The sequence below is a fragment of the Bacteroidia bacterium genome (assembly GCA_026932145.1).
In the GTDB taxonomy this organism is placed as follows: Bacteria; Bacteroidota; Bacteroidia; order J057; family JAIXKT01; genus JAIXKT01.
In genome coordinates this window covers 305,689-324,431 of record JAIXKT010000007.1, presented here as the reverse complement: position 1 = coordinate 324,431, position 18,743 = coordinate 305,689, and the positions used below count along the sequence as shown (strand labels likewise).

Annotated in this window: 14 protein-coding genes; 6 read left to right on the top strand and 8 right to left on the bottom strand. The window is 38.2% G+C overall.

Annotation, left to right across the window (positions count from 1 at the left end):
- Nucleotide 1: 1 nt before the first annotated feature.
- Nucleotides 2-628, bottom strand: a complete 627-nt coding sequence (gene recR, locus LC115_02535; protein MCZ2355558.1) for a recombination mediator RecR — start codon at nucleotides 626-628, stop codon at nucleotides 2-4.
- 137 nt (nucleotides 629-765) lie between these two features.
- Between recR and LC115_02530 the strand changes: the two genes are divergently transcribed.
- A complete protein-coding gene (locus LC115_02530; protein MCZ2355557.1) occupies nucleotides 766-1,989 on the top strand; it encodes an O-antigen ligase family protein in 1,224 nt (407 codons plus the stop codon).
- 9 nt (nucleotides 1,990-1,998) lie between these two features.
- On the opposite strand, the gene LC115_02525 is transcribed toward LC115_02530, so the two are convergent.
- The 3 genes from LC115_02525 to LC115_02515 form a co-directional block, all read right to left on the bottom strand.
- Nucleotides 1,999-2,997, bottom strand: coding sequence for a nucleotidyltransferase (locus tag LC115_02525; GenBank protein MCZ2355556.1), 999 nt, complete (start codon nucleotides 2,995-2,997; stop codon nucleotides 1,999-2,001).
- Between the two features lie 25 nt (nucleotides 2,998-3,022).
- A complete protein-coding gene (locus LC115_02520; GenBank protein ID MCZ2355555.1) occupies nucleotides 3,023-3,418 on the bottom strand; it encodes a hypothetical protein in 396 nt (131 codons plus the stop codon).
- A gap of 303 nt (nucleotides 3,419-3,721) precedes the next feature.
- Nucleotides 3,722-4,126 (bottom strand): transposase, encoded by a 405-nt coding sequence (locus tag LC115_02515; protein ID MCZ2355554.1) that lies wholly within the window; start codon nucleotides 4,124-4,126, stop codon nucleotides 3,722-3,724.
- A 143-nt stretch (nucleotides 4,127-4,269) separates the two neighbouring features.
- Between LC115_02515 and LC115_02510 the strand changes: the two genes are divergently transcribed.
- The gene (locus LC115_02510) at nucleotides 4,270-4,779 is read left to right on the top strand and encodes a hypothetical protein (GenBank protein ID MCZ2355553.1); all 510 of its coding nucleotides are present in this window, start codon (nucleotides 4,270-4,272) and stop codon (nucleotides 4,777-4,779) included.
- A 21-nt stretch (nucleotides 4,780-4,800) separates the two neighbouring features.
- Here LC115_02510 and LC115_02505 read toward each other — a convergent pair whose 3' ends face one another.
- Both LC115_02505 and leuS read right to left on the bottom strand, forming a co-directional pair.
- Nucleotides 4,801-6,078 carry a glycosyltransferase family 4 protein gene (locus tag LC115_02505; GenBank protein MCZ2355552.1) on the bottom strand — a complete coding sequence of 426 codons (1,278 nt, stop codon included), beginning with the start codon at nucleotides 6,076-6,078 and terminating at the stop codon, nucleotides 4,801-4,803.
- Complete coding sequence (gene leuS, locus LC115_02500; protein MCZ2355551.1) at nucleotides 6,078-8,858, bottom strand: leucine--tRNA ligase; 2,781 nt, start codon at nucleotides 8,856-8,858, stop codon at nucleotides 6,078-6,080. The genes LC115_02505 and leuS overlap by 1 nt, the downstream gene beginning before the upstream one ends.
- 163 nt (nucleotides 8,859-9,021) lie before the next feature.
- On the opposite strand from leuS, the gene LC115_02495 reads away from it, so the two are divergent.
- Both LC115_02495 and LC115_02490 read left to right on the top strand, forming a co-directional pair.
- Nucleotides 9,022-10,377 carry a cation:dicarboxylase symporter family transporter gene (locus tag LC115_02495; protein MCZ2355550.1) on the top strand — a complete coding sequence of 452 codons (1,356 nt, stop codon included), beginning with the start codon at nucleotides 9,022-9,024 and terminating at the stop codon, nucleotides 10,375-10,377.
- 63 nt (nucleotides 10,378-10,440) lie between these two features.
- A complete protein-coding gene (locus tag LC115_02490; GenBank protein MCZ2355549.1) occupies nucleotides 10,441-12,030 on the top strand; it encodes a Ppx/GppA family phosphatase in 1,590 nt (529 codons plus the stop codon).
- Between the two features lie 51 nt (nucleotides 12,031-12,081).
- Here the strand turns inward: LC115_02490 and LC115_02485 are convergent, their stop codons facing one another.
- Nucleotides 12,082-13,038 (bottom strand): LysM peptidoglycan-binding domain-containing protein, encoded by a 957-nt coding sequence (locus tag LC115_02485; protein MCZ2355548.1) that lies wholly within the window; start codon nucleotides 13,036-13,038, stop codon nucleotides 12,082-12,084.
- Between the two features lie 108 nt (nucleotides 13,039-13,146).
- On the opposite strand from LC115_02485, the gene LC115_02480 reads away from it, so the two are divergent.
- Nucleotides 13,147-14,682: a DUF3808 domain-containing protein gene (locus LC115_02480; GenBank protein MCZ2355547.1), complete on the top strand. Its 1,536-nt coding sequence runs from the start codon at nucleotides 13,147-13,149 to the stop codon at nucleotides 14,680-14,682.
- A gap of 65 nt (nucleotides 14,683-14,747) precedes the next feature.
- Here LC115_02480 and LC115_02475 read toward each other — a convergent pair whose 3' ends face one another.
- On the bottom strand, nucleotides 14,748-17,012 hold the full coding sequence (locus tag LC115_02475; GenBank protein MCZ2355546.1) for an aconitate hydratase: 2,265 nt from the start codon (nucleotides 17,010-17,012) through the stop codon (nucleotides 14,748-14,750).
- 459 nt (nucleotides 17,013-17,471) lie between these two features.
- Between LC115_02475 and LC115_02470 the strand changes: the two genes are divergently transcribed.
- Entirely contained in the window at nucleotides 17,472-18,698 is a 1,227-nt protein-coding gene (locus tag LC115_02470) for a T9SS type A sorting domain-containing protein (protein MCZ2355545.1), read from the top strand.
- Nucleotides 18,699-18,743: the final 45 nt, after the last annotated feature.

The following is an 18,743-nucleotide window of genomic DNA, read 5'->3' as shown; positions in this document are numbered from 1 at the left end:
ATTATGAGTTGGATAATGGGAGCAAATAATCTGTTCTTTGTTGCAATGCACGTGCTAAGGTGATTTCATCAACATATTCAAGTGGAGCACCGAAAGCCACGCCCCGCGCTAAATTTGATATACGAATATCTAAAGAAACTTGGCGAACTTTTGTGGCAACATATAAAGCAGTCGTATCTCCCTCTAAATCAGAATTTAATGCTAAAATAATCTCTTGAATAGGCTCTGTTTGGCATCTTTGGAGAAGGTGTTCTATGAATAATTTATCAGGTCCTATTCCCGCCAACGGATCTAAAATTCCGCCTAAAATATGATATAATCCATGATAATGATTCGTTTGCTCTATAACCAACACATCGCGGATGTCTGAAACAACACAAATCTGGTTTTGTATCCGTCGAGGATTCTGGCAAATGCTGCATATCTGCGTATCAGAAATATTATTACAACGAGAACAACGCAGCAAAGACGTTTTCAGTTGAATCAACGACTGTGCAAGGCCAGAAACAGTAGATTCCGGTAAATTTAAAATATGCAAAACAAGGCGTAAAGCCGTTTTTTTACCAATACCGGGTAATTGCGATAATTGTTTTACAGCTTCACCAAGGTACTGGGACGGAAACTCCATTTACAAAAAGAATTTAATCAGCAAATTTACAAAATGTTTTTTTACCGTAATTGGATAGCATACCAACTTAAACGCTAAAATATAATTCAATTATATTGAAACTAAGTCATTGAAAATTTAGCAAGATTACTACTTTTGTGTTCCAACGCACCGATACTTTGTTTTCAAAATTTTTAAATAGTAATCTTTATACTGCATTAACACTTATTTTTTCATTCAGTATTGTAGCAGGTTTAACCTTATCTCCGGCACTAATCAGTATCGGTGTTGGTGGAATTGCTTTGCTTGGCTTGCTCAAAATACAAAAAAATAAACTATGGAATCCATTGTTTATTAGTTGGATAGCTTTTTATGTGGTTTTGTTAATTGGTTTTTTTCAGGAAACGCATTTGGATGATTTTCAGGAAGAAATCAGAATCAAGCTACCTTTTTTGCTGGTTCCATTGGGTTGGATTGCGGTACAAAAATTATCTTCAAAACAGCGAACGTGGGTAGAACTCACTTTTTTAGCTGCCGTTATGGTTTCAGCAGTAGCTACATTAACAAACTACTTTCTTCATTACAAGGAGATTAACGAGTTAGTAGCTCAATCTCAAGAAGTTCCGATAAAGCCAAAAATGTCTCATATCTACTTCAGTATGTTGGCGGCTTGGGCGGTTATTTTGTCATTTTATCATTTTAGAAAAAATTCTGATAAAATTATTCGTTGGGTAGCTTTGGGAATATGTTGTTTTCTATTTTGCTGTGTTCACATTTTTGCAGCCCGAACGGGGCTTATTGCTTTATATGCCGCTATCGGCTTAATATTACTGGTATGGATGTTCCGAGAAAAACTCTGGAAATGGGCAATCTTAGGACTTATTTCTTTGGGAATAACTCCTGTAATAGCTTACTACACAAGTACTTCATTCAATAAACGTATTTGGAACTCCCAAGAAGATATTCGTATTTGGAAAACCGGAGGGGATATTAGCTGGCGTTCGGTGTCCATGCGTTTAGCAACTTGGCAAATAGGATGGCAAATTTTTCGTGAAAACCCATTGTTAGGGGTCGGAAATGGAGACGCAAAATACGTTTTACAGGAAAAATATATCCAAAACCAAGTAAATATGAAACCAGAATGCTATCTGCATGACTTTCATAATCAATGGATTGAAACCGGAGTTGGGCTTGGTTTGGTAGGAATACTATTTTTAGTTAATATTATTTTTTGGGGATATAGAGGCAAAAAAATTTCCTACCGAAAGTTAGCCTTTTGGAGTGTTGTTTTGGTTGCAATGCTCACCGAATCTATATTAGAAAGACAGGTCGGGGTAAGTTTTATAACGTTATTTAGCTTTTGGGAGCAACTCTCCGATTAACTAACTGATTCACAAACTTGTGTGATCTCCTAAGTTTAAAACTCCGGGGTCTTTTGCGGCACAAGTATGTCTTCCTACAATGCTATCTTGCAAAAAAAGGCCGTTTACTTGGCTTTTTTCTCGGATAATACTGTTTTTGATAACCGCATTATGGATGTTTGTTCCTGCTTCTATGGAAACGTAAGGCCCAATAACTGAATCTTGAATTTCAACATCTTTACCGACAAAGCAAGGCTCAATAATTACGCAGTTCGTTAGTTTGGCATTTGGGGAAATACAGACAGACTTTTTGTCAAAAGTTAGCACTTTTTGGTTTGTATCTAAAACAGCTTCTTTATTGCCGCAATCCATCCAAGCAGTTACGACTCCCGGCCCAAACTTGTATCCCTTTGATTTTAAATTTTCTAAGGCATCTGTAAGTTGATATTCTCCCTTGTTCAGAACCTTATTGTCTAACAAATACTGGATTTCTTTTTTTAGGGTGTCTCCGTCTTTGATGTAATAAATTCCGATGATTGCTAAATCAGAAACAAAATTTTCCGGTTTTTCCACAAATTGCTCAATGTTTCCAGTGTTATCGAGTGTAACTACGCCGAAGTTACGTGGGTTTTCTACAGGGTGCACCCAGATAACTCCGTCTTTGGATTTATCTACGGAAAAATCTGCTCGAAATAATGTATCTGCAAAAGCTATGATGGTTTCGCCAACCAAACATTCACGGGCACACCAAATTGCATGGGCAGTTCCCAATGCCTCCTCCTGATAAAAAATCTTACCGGTAGCTCCCAATGATGCCGCTATTGACAGCAAATTATCTTCTACTTCTGTGCCGAACTTACCTACAACAAAGGCAACCTCCTGAATATCACCTTGATAAATATTGGCAATATCTTCCACTAATCTTTGGACAATGGTTTTGCCGGCTATCGGAAAAAGCGGTTTGGGTGTTGATAATGTATGCGGCCTGAGTCGTTTGCCCAAACCAGCCATGGGAACGATTATATTCATGCAGCAAAGAAACTAAAAAAAGAACTTACTTAATATATTTTTGGGTAAACTCGCGGTGCATCCTATCAATATATTCTTTTTCGCCCGGAGTTATTGAGCCAACTTCCATGATAATTTCCAATGTTTCCATGATGCCCGTAAAATGGTCTGGCTCAGCTCCACCACTTGCAACAAACTTATCTAAAAATTCCAACCCTTTTTCTAAATGCTCGCCTGGCACCCACGATGCGTATTCTTCAGCATGACGAATCCCCCTAGTTTGTTCTATCGTGTGTTCATAATTACCAGGTAAATGATGACGCATTTTATAAATCAAAATCTCTATCTTTTCTTCTTCAGAAATAGATAACCCTCCATCCGCTTTCATTAGCCCAACGAAAAAGTGTGCTAATGAATTACTTGCTAACCTATTCGATGACATTGTAACTCGTTGGTAAAGTTAGCTATTTTATTTTTGTAATTCCTACTAAATATTACATATTTTTAATATTTTTTCAATAGTATCCTAAACAATTTTCTAACAATAAAAATCTAAGGTATCCATTGGAATACGTGCTGTTTTTTCTCACGTTAAAAAAAAGAACCCCTGTATAGTATTTTAGGTGGAGGCTCAGGGTCGACAAATGGTTCGTCTAACCAATTTTGGAGGTTAATTTTAACAAAGATGTTCAGCCTGATGAAAGCCACTAAATTTGATAAATACCAAGGATATTTAGCCATTGCTTTAAGTGCCTTTAGGACGAGAATAGCTATTAACGCAGTCCATATTTGTATCATAACCGCATTTTCGGATGTTCCTATAAAAGATTTTATATGGAGTAGCTGCTTTCTCTCTAAAAAATATTTCTACCTGCCATCTTGCCTTATAAAGCTCGCTAATCGTGTTTGCTGTCCAAGTAAATTGATTGGTAATGAGCTCTATCTCTTGTTTGTTTTCCGCATCCCATACAGCAATCCTTCGTAGCTTCTTAGTGTATTTGTTTTTTGTTTGATTACCAGTTAATTCAATGGTTTCATCAATCAAGATGTGTTGATGACGATTGTCAGGCAACGGATTTTCTTTTACACTTCTGAAATCAATATTGTCTTTATGTCTAATCACAAAAAAACACCTTCTGTTTTTCAACATAAAAGGAACAATATCTTCCTTTTATTCGTTCTTTGTCTAAATTTGCGGACTTATAGTGTATATTGCAACTTGCTCATTATCAATGATAAAATTAGTATTCTTACACCGTAAGTGGTTTTAAAAAACAATATTAGCTCACTTATATGATACATCACAAAAAAGACCATTGGGAAATTAGAAGTTTTAACCTTGTATTATCTTATGTTTATCTGATTTTAGCACTACTTTTTTTGGTAATGATATTTCTTGTTACATTTTTTCCAAGAGAAAACCCTGAATCCGAAGAGACATCGTTGTTTGAATGGATGGTAAAAATCGGGATTTTTGTACCGTTTTTAATTCAAGCTATACGATTAACTATCTATAAAGGAGATGGCAAAACGCTAAAAAGTAATCTCTATTGGTTCCGAAAAACCCAGTGGGAAATTAGTTATGATGATATAAAAGCAATTAAGCTGCACAATAAAGGGGCAAAATTTAGCACCAATATAACGATTAACATTGAGACGGAGCAAAAAAACTACGAAATCGAAGCAGGAACAACAAAGCTAATGGACATCAGAAAGCTATTTGAGGGAAAAAATATACCACTTTACTATAAACAAAATAAAGAAGCAGAATACTCATTGATTTCAGATGAGCCAAAGCCTTAATCTATGTTTGAAAGTAAGTGACTACTTTTTGGCTTCAAGGAGGCAAGCAGCATAATTTTCCCAACTCATTGTCTGGGCTGATTGGGCTACGTTTTCACGGTTTATCGGACTTTCTAAGAAGCGTAACATCGTATCAGCCATAGAATCAATGTTTTCCGGCTCAGCTAAATATCCGTTGTAGCCATCTTGAATGGTTTCTGGGAAATGCCCTACCCGCGTAGCAAGTACCGGCATCTTAAAATTATAGGCCAAAGACTCCACGCCAGACGGCGTAGCTGTTAAATAATAAGTTACAATTGCATCGCTAACTTGAAAATATTGGTGTACTTCCTCATTCGGGACAAAGGAATTTACAACCCGAACATTTTCCTGTAAATGGTAGGTTTCTATTAAACTAAGTGGCTGATAATTAGATTCATCGTCAGAGTTCCGAAGAAATATTTTTTTCGCTAAACCAAAAAGATGCTGTTTCAATCGAGTAGAAAATTTGGTTTGGTCTAATGTTTTCCAAAAAGATTCTCCTACAATCAACAGTGAAACGTCATTTCTTTTTTCTGCGACTTTAGCAAAAGCCGGAATCACGTGGTGTAGTCCTTTGTATTTTCGGATGAAGCCAAAAAATAGAAATACGTGTTTTTTTAGCCCCATTTTTTGTTTAAATGCTGGTATATCAAAGTTGGGGTCTTCGCGAAACATATCATAAACCGGATGATACAGCTTTAAGATAGTTCGGGTTGGTTTTGGAAAACGGATTCCGGATTCTATTCTTTTAAAAGAAATTTTAGGAAATAACGTTTCTAACTCATCAGCAGTTTTGTGTGCGTGGGTAACGTATGTGTGTGCTACCTTTAAGCCGTAGTTTGTAAATAACTTATCCAATAAACTGGCTTCCTTTTGAACAACCAAATGCAGGTCAAAGATGATTTCAGCTTGGGTAGAATGGTATAACTTTCTGGCAATAAACCCCATTGGTAGCCCTTGTAGCGCAATTGCCCACTGAAAAACAATCTTCTGGGGATTTATTTCCTGAATTATTTTGACTGTTTTGAGCCAAGAAAGCGGGTTATTGTAATTTGTTACGTAAACCACCTGAATCTGAGTGCCTTCTAAGAGATTAGATCGGCTGGAACGGTCTATAAAATCTCTGGGAATAATAGCAGGATATTGCTGGGTCCAAGAAACAATATAAACTTCCCAACCTTGAAATTTGTCTATTGCGCGGGCTAAGGAGGTGTTATAGTTAGAAATCCCCCCTTTAAACTGTGGACCCGGGCCAAATAAAACTACTTTGTTTGGCATTATACCACAACGTTTATAATTTTTCCCGGAACATACACGATTTTCTTCAGGGACTTATCCCCTAAATAACGCTGAAAATCACCGTGTTGTGCTAATAATTCTCGAACTTCCGCCTCTGAAAGCTGAATATCTAAATTTATCTTAAACTTCATTTTTCCGTTTATAGAAACAGGATAATCATAAGTATCTGATTGTAAATATTTTTCGTTAAATTTTGGGTAATTAGCTTCATGGATAAGTGTTTTATTTCCGGCACATCCCCACAATTCAGCAGTTAAATGAGGCGCAAAGGGAGATAAGACAACCAAAAGCGGCTCAAAAATAGCCTGTTTACGGCAGTTTAGGCGAATTAACTCATTTAAGGCAATCATAAATTGTGAAACACTGGTATTAAAAGACAGCTTTTCGATGTCTTCGGCTACTTTTTTTATGGTGGTATGCAAAACCCGCTGTTCTTCTGCCGTAGGCTCTTCAGTAGTCCAGCAAATATTTCCGGTATCATCGGTAAGCCAGTTAAAAAATCTTTTTAGGAAAGAATAAACTCCGCTGATTCCCTGCGAACTCCAAGGCTTCGTTTGCTCTAAAGGACCTAAAAACATTTCAAACATCCGTAAGGTGTCAGCTCCATAAGTTTCACAAATTTGATCGGGATTTACCACATTATAAAAAGTCTTAGACATCTTTTCTACCTCAATATGGCAATAAAACTTCCCAGTAGAATCCATTTCAAATGTAGCTGACTTGTAATCAGGCATCCATTCTTTAAAACTTTCTATATCTAAAACTTCGTCTTGAACAAAAGAAGCATCAGTTCGTACTTTAATGTAGGATTCTTTTGGGTCTAATACATTTTTAGAAACAAATGTTTGTTCGTTTTTCTTTTTGAATAAATAACAGGAATTTCCCAAAATCATTCCTTGATTAACCAACTTTTGAAATGGCTCTTGAAAAGAAATGACTCCTATGTCGTATAAAAATTTTGCCCAAAATCTGGCATATAATAAATGCCCTACAGCGTGTTCAGCCCCTCCGATATACAAATCAACATTCATCCAGTATTTTTGTTTCTGAAAATCAATTAGTTGATTGTTATTTTCTACGTCTATGTATCGTAAGAAATACCAACTGGAGCCTGCCCAACCCGGCATTGTGTTGGTTTCTCGGCGTCCCTTTGGGTGGTTTAGCCAGTCAAAAACATTCGCTAAGGGAGATTCTCCATTTCCGGCCGGCTTATAACTTTGAACGTTTGGAAGCGTAACCGGTAAATCATTTTCAGACAAAGGATATGGTATATCATCTTGATAAACAATAGGAAACGGCTCCCCCCAATATCTTTGTCTAGAAAAAACGGGATCCCGAAACCTATATTGAATTGTTACTTTACCGAATCCGGCTTGTTCTAAATATTGCCCCATTGCTTCAATGGCTTCTAAGACAGATTTTCCATTCAGAAAGTCTGACTGAATCAGGATGCCTTCTTTGGCTTCATAAGCAGAGTTTTCCTTAACGTTTTTATTTTGAATAACTTGAATAATTGGTAAGTTATATTTTTGTGCAAACTTAAAGTCTCTTGCATCGTGGGCTGGAACGGCCATAATTGCGCCTGTGCCATAAGATGCTAATACATAATCAGTTATCCATATTGGGATTTTTTGTTGGGTGATTGGGTGCAGGGCGTAGGCTCCGGTAAACACGCCCGTTGTGGTGTTGAGATTAGCGATTCTATCTCGCTCTGACTTGCGGGCGGAAGTTTCGCAATAGGTAAATACTGCCTCTTGCTGTTCCGGTGTCGTAATTTCTTTTACAACAGGATGTTCCGGTGCTAAGGCTAAAAAAGTAGCTCCGAAAAGCGTATCCGGTCGAGTAGTAAAGATTTTAACAGGAGCTATTTCCGGCTTTGAATCTATGGAGAAAAAACAATATGCTCCGGTAGAGCGGCCTATCCAGTTTCTTTGCATTTCTACAACCGAACTTGGCCAATTTATTTCGGTTAGCCCCTGAAGTAATCGTTCTGCGTAAGCCACAATGCGCAATGACCACTGACGCATAGGCACACGATAAACAGGATGCCCGCCACGCTCAGAAAGCCCGTCCTTAACTTCTTCATTGGCTAAAACAGTTCCCAAAACAGGGCACCAATTTACCTCCATCCAAGATAGATAAGCCAAACGGTAGTGCAGCAAAATCTCTTGTTGGTGTTTGGGAGAGAAGTTTTTCCATTCTTCGCCAGTAAATGTTTCTTCAAAACTTGTGCAGGCAGAAATAGCTGTATTTCCGTTTTCCTCAAATTGCTGAACCAATGTTTCAATGGGCTGGGCTTTATCTAACGAATTATTGTACCAGCTATTGAATAATTTTAAGAAAATCCATTGTGTCCATTTATAATAGTTTGGATCTGATGTACGAATTTCGGTATTGGGAGTGTAGGCCAAGCCCATTTTGGTAAGCTGCTGGCGATAGCGAGCTATATTTTTTTCGGTAGAATGTGCCGGATGCGTTCCGGTAGCGATTGCGTAGTTCTCTGCCGGTAATCCAAAAGCATCGTATCCCATAGGATGCAATACGTTGTAGCCACACAAACGTTTGTAGCGTGCTACAATATCCGTTGCGATATAACCTAAGGGATGCCCTACATGAAGCCCAGACCCCGAAGGGTAGGGAAACATATCTAATACATAAAACTTCGGTTTTTTATGGTCATCTGATACCGAGAAAGATGAATTTTGTTGCCAAATTTGCTGCCATTTAGCTTCTATTTCGCTGTGATTATAGTGTCCCATTCCAAATATGGCGCAAAGATACAAAATGCCGGCGCGTAATCAGGATAAGTTTAACAGCACGCCCATGCTATGAGCTATCTTGTTGGTTATCGTTATGGCTTTAAATTTACCAGTCATAAAAAATGTATTGCTTTTCCGTAGCTTTGCGCACTAAGGTTTAGCTATGAAAACAAAAACCGGCGTTATTTTTTTAATTGCCTTAGCTTGTGGCGGGGTTACGGCTGTCTTACACCAATTTGATATATCAGAAAAGGTACTCTCGTTAGCTCGGTGGATTACTATTTTGACTTTTATCTTTTACGCTATTAAACATAAATCGCTGACTACATGGATATTAGTATCTATGTTAATCGGTGCAGAAATTGGTTTAGACTTTCCGGAGTTTTCCCAAAACCTCAAGGTGCTTAGTAAGATTTTTCTAAAACTGATTAAGACTATAATAGCTCCGCTATTGTTTGGAACCTTGGTTGTCGGAATTGCCGGTCATTCTGATTTAAAGCAGGTAGGCAGAATGGGTATCAAATCACTGGTTTATTTTGAAGTTGTTACCACCATTGCATTGTTTATTGGCTTGATAGCCATAAACGTTAGCCAAGCAGGCGTGGGAATACAGCTTCCGCCACCGGAGAATCATGAAGGGATAGCCCCTCCGGTAAAGCAAACAACAGCCGATATTATCTTGCATATATTTCCAGAAAATATTGCTAAATCTATTGCTGACGGTCAAGTGCTGCAAATTGTGGTTTTTAGTGTGATTTTTGGGGTAGCGTTAATATTAGTGCCGGTTTCCAAAAGGCAGCCAATGCTTTCTTTTGCTGAATCTTTATCAGAAACGATGTTTAAGTTTACCAAACTAATCATGTATTTTGCACCGATAGGGGTAGGTGCCGCCATTGCTGTTACAGTTGGGCACATGGGAATCGGGATTTTAAAAAATCTATTTGCCTTATTATTAACTTTATATGGTGCTTTAGCATTATTTTTAGTGGGTGTGCTGTTGCCGATAGCGTGGTTTATCAAATTACCGATACGGCGGTTTATCAATTTGGTGAGTGAGCCGGTTTCCATAGCTTTTGCGACTACCAGCTCTGAAGCCGCACTCCCCAAAGCAATGGAAGCGATGGAAAAATTGGGTGTTCCCAGAAAAATAGTTGCTTTCGTGATGCCCACCGGCTATAGTTTTAATTTAGACGGCACAACACTATACTTGGCTTTAGCCTCTATTTTTGTAGCCCAAGCCGCCGGAATAGAACTTAGCTGGGGAACCCAATTAATAATGGTTTTTACGCTAATGCTTACCAGTAAGGGAGTTGCAGGAGTTCCAAGAGCATCTTTGGTTATCTTATTGGGCACAGCGGCAAGTTTTAATTTACCGGTAGAGCCAATATTCATCATACTGGGAATTGATGAACTAATGGATATGGCCAGAACTTCAGTTAATGTTATTGGAAACTGTTTAGCAAGTTGTGTCGTAGCCAAGTGGGAAGGAGAGTTTCATCCCGAAAAAACAATATCTTGAAGTTTTGATAAAATTTTTCAACAAAAATATATTTCGCAATAAAGACTAACTTATTTTTGCCCCGTGAACGTGCGCGAAACGGTTGCAATTATTGACTTAGGTACCAATACGTTTCATTTATTGATAGTCGAAATTGGTGAACGGGAAGAGTTTGTTATTATAGAAAAATATAAAGAACCCGTTAAGTTGGGAGAAAATGGCATCCAAAATGCCCAAATCTCAAATGATGCTTTTCAACGAGGGCTAAAAGCCCTCTCGAATATAAAGAAACTTATTGACTCTCACGGAGCTACACAGGTGTTTGCCTATGCTACCAGTGCTATTCGTAGTGCTGAAAATGGAAAAGAGTTTATTCAGCAAGTTAAACAACAAACGGGAATTGAGGTTAGCATCATTAATGGAAATGAAGAAGCAGCATTTATCTATACCGGAATCAAAAATGGAATTCAGCTTCCCTACGACCAAGATGTACTGATGATTGATATTGGCGGCGGGTCAGTAGAATTTATTGTAGCTAACTCTCATCAAGTAAAGCTATTACGTAGCTTAAATATCGGTGTTGCCAGATTATTGGATAAATTCCGCTTTCAAGACCAACCCTCATCTTCAGATATTGGAAAAATACACACCTATTTCGCCCAAGAATTAAAAGAACTACTTGCTGAAATTCAAGAATTTAAAATAAAAAAAATTGTTGGCAGCTCCGGGTCGTTTGAAACAATAGCAGCTCTAATCGCTAACCAAAATAATGATTTACTTTCATTAGAAAACCTAAACGGATATAAATTTAACCGAGAAAAATTTTTAGAAATACATTATCGGCTACTTTCTTCAAACCGGTCTGACCGTGCTGCAATGCCCGGAATGGACCCAATGCGCATAGATATAATCGTTTATAGCAGTATCTTAATTCACTTCTTGATGCAAGAAACAAAAGCAACTTTGTTTGAAATATCTTTGTATGCCCTAAAAGAAGGAATTTTATATGACTATTTGGATACACATAGAAACAACAACAAAGTGCAGATAAACCCTGATGAGCATAGCTTACGGCTAAAAGCTATCAGAGCATTGGGGAAAAAATATCAATATGACTCTGGGCACGCTACCCAAACAGCTAAAATTGCGTTGTCATTATTTGACCAAACCCGTTTTTTACATCACTATGGGTTAGCCGAAAAGGAGTTATTAGAATATGCTGCAATAATCCACGACATTGGCCACTTTATTGCCCGAAGCGGGCATCACAAACACGGCCAATACGTTATTATGAATAGCGGCTTGCAGGGATTCTCTACCGATGAACTGATTTTATTGGGAAATATCGTCCGTTATCATCGAAAAGGCTTTCCAACCCGGGACCACTTGCATTTCAATATTTTGCCGCAAGATACCAAGCTAATGGTGCGTACTTTATCCGGAATCTTACGTATTGCTGATAACCTCGACCGCGGGCACCGAGGTATGGTTAGGTACATTGAAGTAGATGCCAGAAATCCCAAAGAATTGATTATCAATATAAAAGGAGATGATTTCTTAAATATTGAAGTAGAAAGTGCTAACGAAATGAAAGGACTTTTGGAGCAAGTTTTTAACCAAAAAATAGTTATTCAGCAGTTAATACAGTCTGAACTGTATAACGCAGCGAAATAATTGACTTTATTTCCTTACATCAAGCCTATCTGAATTTTGGTAGCTGAATTTTTATAGCCGATAACGAACTGTAATCTCCATAGGTTCTAATTTAGCTGCTCCCAAATACCTAAAAACGCGGTCTGTTCCGCTGATGATGTAATTTGTATCTGGATTGTATTCGTATTTACCAATTACCTCAGCACTAACGGTTCTGTTGGTTGTATTTGAAAGAATTTCTACCACTGTGCCCACCGGAAGAGTTGGATGATAAATAACTAACCGAAATGCGTCTTTTCCTTGATTTTCAATAAGTTGCATTTTTCCTGCTTCGCTTACTTCAAAGTAGGCTTTTTTCTTGGCATCAATTTTTTCTTTTACAGTGGCATAAGCGGGCATATCAGGCAAACGGCCTTCCGGAGCATCCATGATTTTTTCTTGCGGGTTAGGAAACATTGCCAGCGAATCTTTACGTGCACGTTCACGAGGTGTTTCCGGATTGGATTTTTGAGAGGGCTTTGTGGTGGGATTAGCGGCTACTTCTGGCTCAACGGGAACAGTAACCCGCTCTTCGTCATAACCAATAATAATAACCTGACCCTCAGACAAAACAGGACTATTTAATTCGTTTATATCCAGTAAATCGCGTAGTAAAATCTTATTTTTTTTAGTAACTAAATACAAGTTATCTCCCTTAACGCAGGTATAATAACGAGGTTTCTTGATAAGAACCGATTGGGTTTTAGGCTCAGTATTAGAAGTATTTGTGTTCTCTAATGGTTCTGTGGGGGGAATCTTAATAATTTGGCCGGGAGTAAGATTATCATTTCCCAATTTATTGATAACCCGTAGCTGCTGAACAGTAATGCCATACTTTTTAGCAATTCGGGTAAGGGTTTCACCCTGCTCCACTTCATACAGAATGTACTTTTTCCCGTTAATTATTTTATTACCAACTGAATCCGCATCAAATTCTTTAGCATAAAGTAGCGAACTCAAAACTAACCAAAATATACCTACCCGTATCATACTGCAAAATTAGGCTTTGGTACGAAATATGCACCTAATGTAGAAATTGTGTGGAAAAAGAGTGTAGAACCTACCAGTAAGAGTGAACATCTTTGCAGTATAATTTTTATGCGGAAAAGATTACTCTTTTATGGTTGTTTACTAAGCCGAGTTTTATGGCCGCTGTTTGCCTACGGGCAAGAAAATGGTACTGTTCGAGAACGAATTGAAAAGTACTGCTTGCGATTAGAATTAGACAAAGCATCACAACTTATTGAATATGAATATAATCCAATTTACCAAACGTATTTTTCACATCATATAGCTTTTTACAAAGCTCTTATTAGTGAAAATCAAGGCTATCAAGATGAATTTAATGCTGTAACAAATTTAGCTTATGCAACATTAGAAAAAAAGAAGCCCGACGGAATGCGCAACGTCTTTATGGCAGAATTTCTCTTTGAAAGAGCCGTGCTAAACCTAAAAACCAGAAATTATCTTTCTGCCGCTAATGAAATCCGAAAATCGCATAACATACTTACAAACAACCTGAAAAACTACCCGAATATAGTTATGACCAAACGTTTGTTAGGTCTCTATGAAATCGCGCTCACAACTATTCCATCTGAGTTTAAAGGTATTATAGAACTTTTAGGCTACAAAGGAAATGTTATAGAAGGAATTGCAAAACTTCGTTTTGCTGCCCAAAAAAGTGAACTGATGAGAACTGAATGTGAAATTCTGCTCATATACGTCCAAAAACATATCCTCGCAGATATAGACGGCGCTTACAAACAAATTGACTCCCTCCACAAAACTGACCCCAGTAACTTACTCTTTACATACCTAAAAGCAAATTTAAGTATGGATAAAAAGAAAAACAATCAAGCCATTTTACTGCTCCATGAAGCCGAAAAAATACAAGAAACAACGCCCGCAATATCATTCCCATTCTTAGAATATTTACTTGGCAAAACATATTTCTTTCAGCAGCAATATTTTGAATCTGCTCAGTATTATGAAAAGTTTTTAGGCCAGTATCGCGGGAAAAATATTCGCAGTGAAGTATCTTACAAAAAAGCACTATGTGCCGAACTTTTAGGAAATCGAGAATCTGCCCGAAAACAATATTTATCCGTTTTAGAACTCCCCAGCACCGATTTAGATGAAGATAACTATGCCAAAAAATGGGCAGGAATGCTCTCTAAAAGACCCCTTACCGAAACAGAAACCGTCTTACTTAAAACACGAAACCAATTTGATGGCGGATACTTCATCGCCTGCCAAGAAACCCTCGAAATACTCATCAGCAAAATCCAACAGCTTAACTATGACGAGCGTTGCGAAGTTTATTACCGAATGGGTAGGCTTTTTCTCGAAAAAAAAAATTATCCTAAAGCAAAATTATACCTAAACTTAGCTATCCAGCAAAACCCAACTTACAACCTCTGGATGAAAGTCTATGCACATTATTACAGCGGCGTATTGATGGAAAACTTGGCGGATTGGCATTCTGCCAGACGGTTTTATCGTTTAGCACTCTCTTTCAGCAATTATGATTTTCAAAAAGGCTTAGAGCAAAAAGCCAAAGCCGGCTTAGACCGCCTCAAAGACATTACCTACGATAGCAAAAAAGAGCAGGAAAACGACACCCTAAAAAACTAAATTTCTCTCTCAAAAAAAATGGCCTCCGAATTGTTAGAGGCCATTAAAATATCGTCTATGAATTATTACTGAGCGTTAGCTCTAATAATATTTAACGCTCCACCGGCCTTAAACCATTCAATTTGAGGGCTGTTATATGAATGATTTAGAGAAATTGTTTCGGATGAACCACCTTTGTGATGAATAACCAAAGACAAAGGCGTTCCGGTAGTGAAGTTAGTTAAGCCTGTTATATCAAAAGTATCGTCTTCCTGAATTTTGTCATAATCGCTTGGGTTTGCAAACGTTAATGCTAACATTCCTTGCTTTTTAAGGTTCGTTTCATGAATTCTGGCAAAAGATTTAACCAAAATAGCTCTTACGCCAAGATGTCTTGGCTCCATAGCGGCGTGTTCGCGTGATGAACCCTCCCCGTAATTTTCTTCCCCAATAACGATTGAGCCAAAACCCGCTGCTTTATAGGCACGTTGAACCTGCGGTACTTCGTTGTATTCACCGGTTAGCTGATTTTTAACAGAATTTATTTTTCCGTTAAATGAATTTGTAGCACCAATTAGTAGATTATTGGAAATATTATCGAGATGCCCTCTGTATTTTAACCAAGGGCCAGCCATTGAAATATGGTCTGTTGTACATTTTCCTTTTACCCGAATCAAGAGTTTAAGTCCTTTTATGTCAGTTCCTTCCCATTTTTTGAATGGGTTAAGGAGTTGTAGGCGGGTAGATGTTGGGGAAACCGCAACTGTTATCGAAGCTCCATCTTTGGCGGGTGCGAGATAGCCTGCATCTTCAACGGAAAAGCCTTTTGTCGGAAGTTCATCTCCGGTTGGCGGATCTAAGCGAACGGTTTGACCATCTTCGTTGATTAATGTATCTGTCATTGGGTTAAACCCTAAATCACCGGCTATTGCAAGAGCTGTAACAATTTCGGGAGAAGCCACAAAAGCACAGGTATTCGGGTTTCCGTCATTTCTGGATTGAAAGTTGCGATTAAAGGAGTGAATTATTGTATTTTTTTCTTTTTTATCTGCTCCCATACGGTTCCACATACCAATACAAGGGCCGCAAGCATTGGAGAATACCTTAGCTCCCATTTGATTAAAAATATCTATAAGTCCGTCTCTATCAATAGTGTATCGAACTTGCTCTGATCCCGGTGTAATGGTAAATTCGGCTTTCGGCTTTAATTTTTTGGCAACAGCTTGCTTGGCTAATGAAGCCGCACGGGAAATATCTTCGTATGAAGAGTTGGTGCAAGAACCAATCAAACCCACTTCTACTTTTAGAGGCCATCCATTTTGGGCAGCTACTTCCCGCATTTTTGAAATCGGGGTAGCTAAATCTGGCGTAAAAGGGCCATTTACAAATGGTTCTAACTCACTGAGGTTGATTTCTATTACTTGGTCAAAATATTGTTGTGGATTAGCATAGACTTCTGGGTCTGCGGTAAGGTATTCCCGGATTTGATCAGCTAATTCTGCTACATCAGTTCTTCCGGTAGAGCGGAGGTAACGGCTCATGCTATCGTCATAACCAAAAGTTGATGTTGTAGCACCTACTTCTGCGCCCATATTGCAAATAGTTCCTTTTCCGGTACAGCTTAGGCTTTTTGCTCCTTCTCCAAAATACTCAACGATGCAGCCTGTTCCACCTTTTACGGTAAGTATTCCGGCAACTTTTAGTACCACATCTTTGGCAGAAACCCACCCGGATAGCTTACCGGTAAGTTTTATGCCGATAAGTTTTGGCCATTTTAGCTCCCAAGCTAAACCTGCCATAACATCACAGGCATCTGCTCCTCCTACTCCAATAGCCAGCATCCCAAGACCTCCAGCATTAACAGTATGAGAGTCAGTTCCAATCATCATTCCACCCGGAAAGGCATAGTTTTCAAGTACTACTTGATGTATAATCCCTGCTCCGGGCTTCCAAAAGCCAATTCCATATTTATTAGAAACGGAAGCTAAAAAATCATATACCTCCTTATTATCTACCACTGCGGTAGCTAAGTCGGGCGAAGAACCTTTTTGGGCAACTATTAAGTGGTCGCAATGAACCGTAGAAGGGACTGCTGCTTTGCTACGTCCGGCTTGCATAAACTGTAATAATGCCATCTGAGCTGTTGCATCTTGCATAGCTACGCGGTCTGGTGCAAAATCCACATAAGAACTTCCTCGCACATAAGAACTTGATGGTAAGGACTCCCATAAATGAGCATATAAGATTTTTTCAGATAAAGTGAGTGGCTTACCCGCTAATTTACGGGCTGCATCAACTCTCTCAGGCATACGAGCATATACCGCCCGTATCATTTCGATGTCAAACGTCATTTGGATGTTTTTTATACTGCAAATTTACAATCTTATTAGCTACTGAATAAATGGTTTTTATAAAAAAATAACAAGTCTTACCCGCTGGATAAGACTTGTTAACTCTCTCAAACTATGTGTCAGACTTTACTCTATGTCTCACGTGCAAGCATCTCTGCTTCAAAATGGAAGCAATTAATAAATTGCTCAATCCTATTATTAATAGGAAAACTTAGAATTTGTAACCTTATTTTTTGAGAAGAAAAATCATATTTTACATTAATCGCTGATTATTAGCTCTATAAAGTACATCATAACCAATAGTTTTGTATATAGCGAGGCAGCGTTTTTTTGAATTGCTAAAAAAGCATGGTATCACAAACATCAATACTTAAATTAAAAGATACCAAAGTTTTTATAGATAAATGCTGAAGTAATTGTTAAAATTCCGAAATTTGCGCAGTTTATTTTTTACTCAAAATGAAGAAAGTAATTGGTTTAATTTTTGCGGCATTATATCTGCAGGTTTCTGCACAGTGCCCGTCTGGCCGCTATGACTCAGAGATTGCTACTGAATTTGATTCAGTAAAGGTAGTTTATGGAAGTGCAGTTCCAGCTCAATCTACCACCCCAATAGATTTAGTTATGGATGTTTATACTCCCAAGGGAGATACAATGGCTAAACGTCCTTTAATTATTTTTTGCCATGGTGGTAGTTTTATCAGTGGTACTCGTAACGATTATGATGTAAAGTATCTTTCTCGTGCATTTGCGAAGCGTGGCTACACAACGGCAACCATAGACTATCGTTTAGGCTTAGACGGTTTTCCACCAGACGCAGTTATTATGTTGCGTTCTGCTATCCGAGCCGTTCAAGATGGTAAAGCAGCTGTACGTTATTTCTATCGTTCTGTAATAGAAAATGGTAATCCTTACAATATTGACACAAATAAGATTTATATAGGTGGCTCTTCTGCCGGTGCTTTGTTGTCCTTACATTTAGCGTACTTAGACAAAGATAGTGAATTTACCGAAATTGGTACACAAGGAAGTTTAGATAGTTTGGGCGGTTTAGAAGGTAATAGCGGGAATCCAGGATTTTCAACCCGCGTTCATGGGGTTATCAATTTATGTGGAGCACTTGCCAAAAAAGAATGGTTAGAACCCGGTAATGTTCCTTTTATTAGTATGCACGGAACAGACGATGCAACAGTTCCCTACAAAAGTGGTTATGTTAAAGTATCTACATTGAACATAATTTTGGTAGATGGTAGCTATGTAATAGATTCTTTTGCTAAAACGATAAATGTTTCCAGCCAGTTATTTACATGGCAGGGAGCTGGGCACGTTCCCTATGTTACTGACCAAAAAGCTATGGATTCTACAGTAGCATTTGTGTCTCGGAATGTTAAAGGCTGGGTATGTAATTCTATTAGTGCACGCCCACAGGATCCAACCTTAGCTCAAGAAGTACGACTATTCCCAAATCCAGCTAATAATCAGTTATTTGTTGAATTAGGAAGTGCTGCATCCCAAAACTGCGTGATTTCACTGCTAAATGTTCATGGGCAAGAAGTATTCCGCATGAATACTCAAGGACAGGAAACTATTCGCATTCCGCGTGAAGACCTATCTAATGGCCTCTATGTCTTGCAATTAGTAACCCAAGATAATCGCCAATATACTCGCAAATTTATATTTGAGTAAGAATATAGCTATCTGAACGATAGTAATCATTTCATAAACATCAAA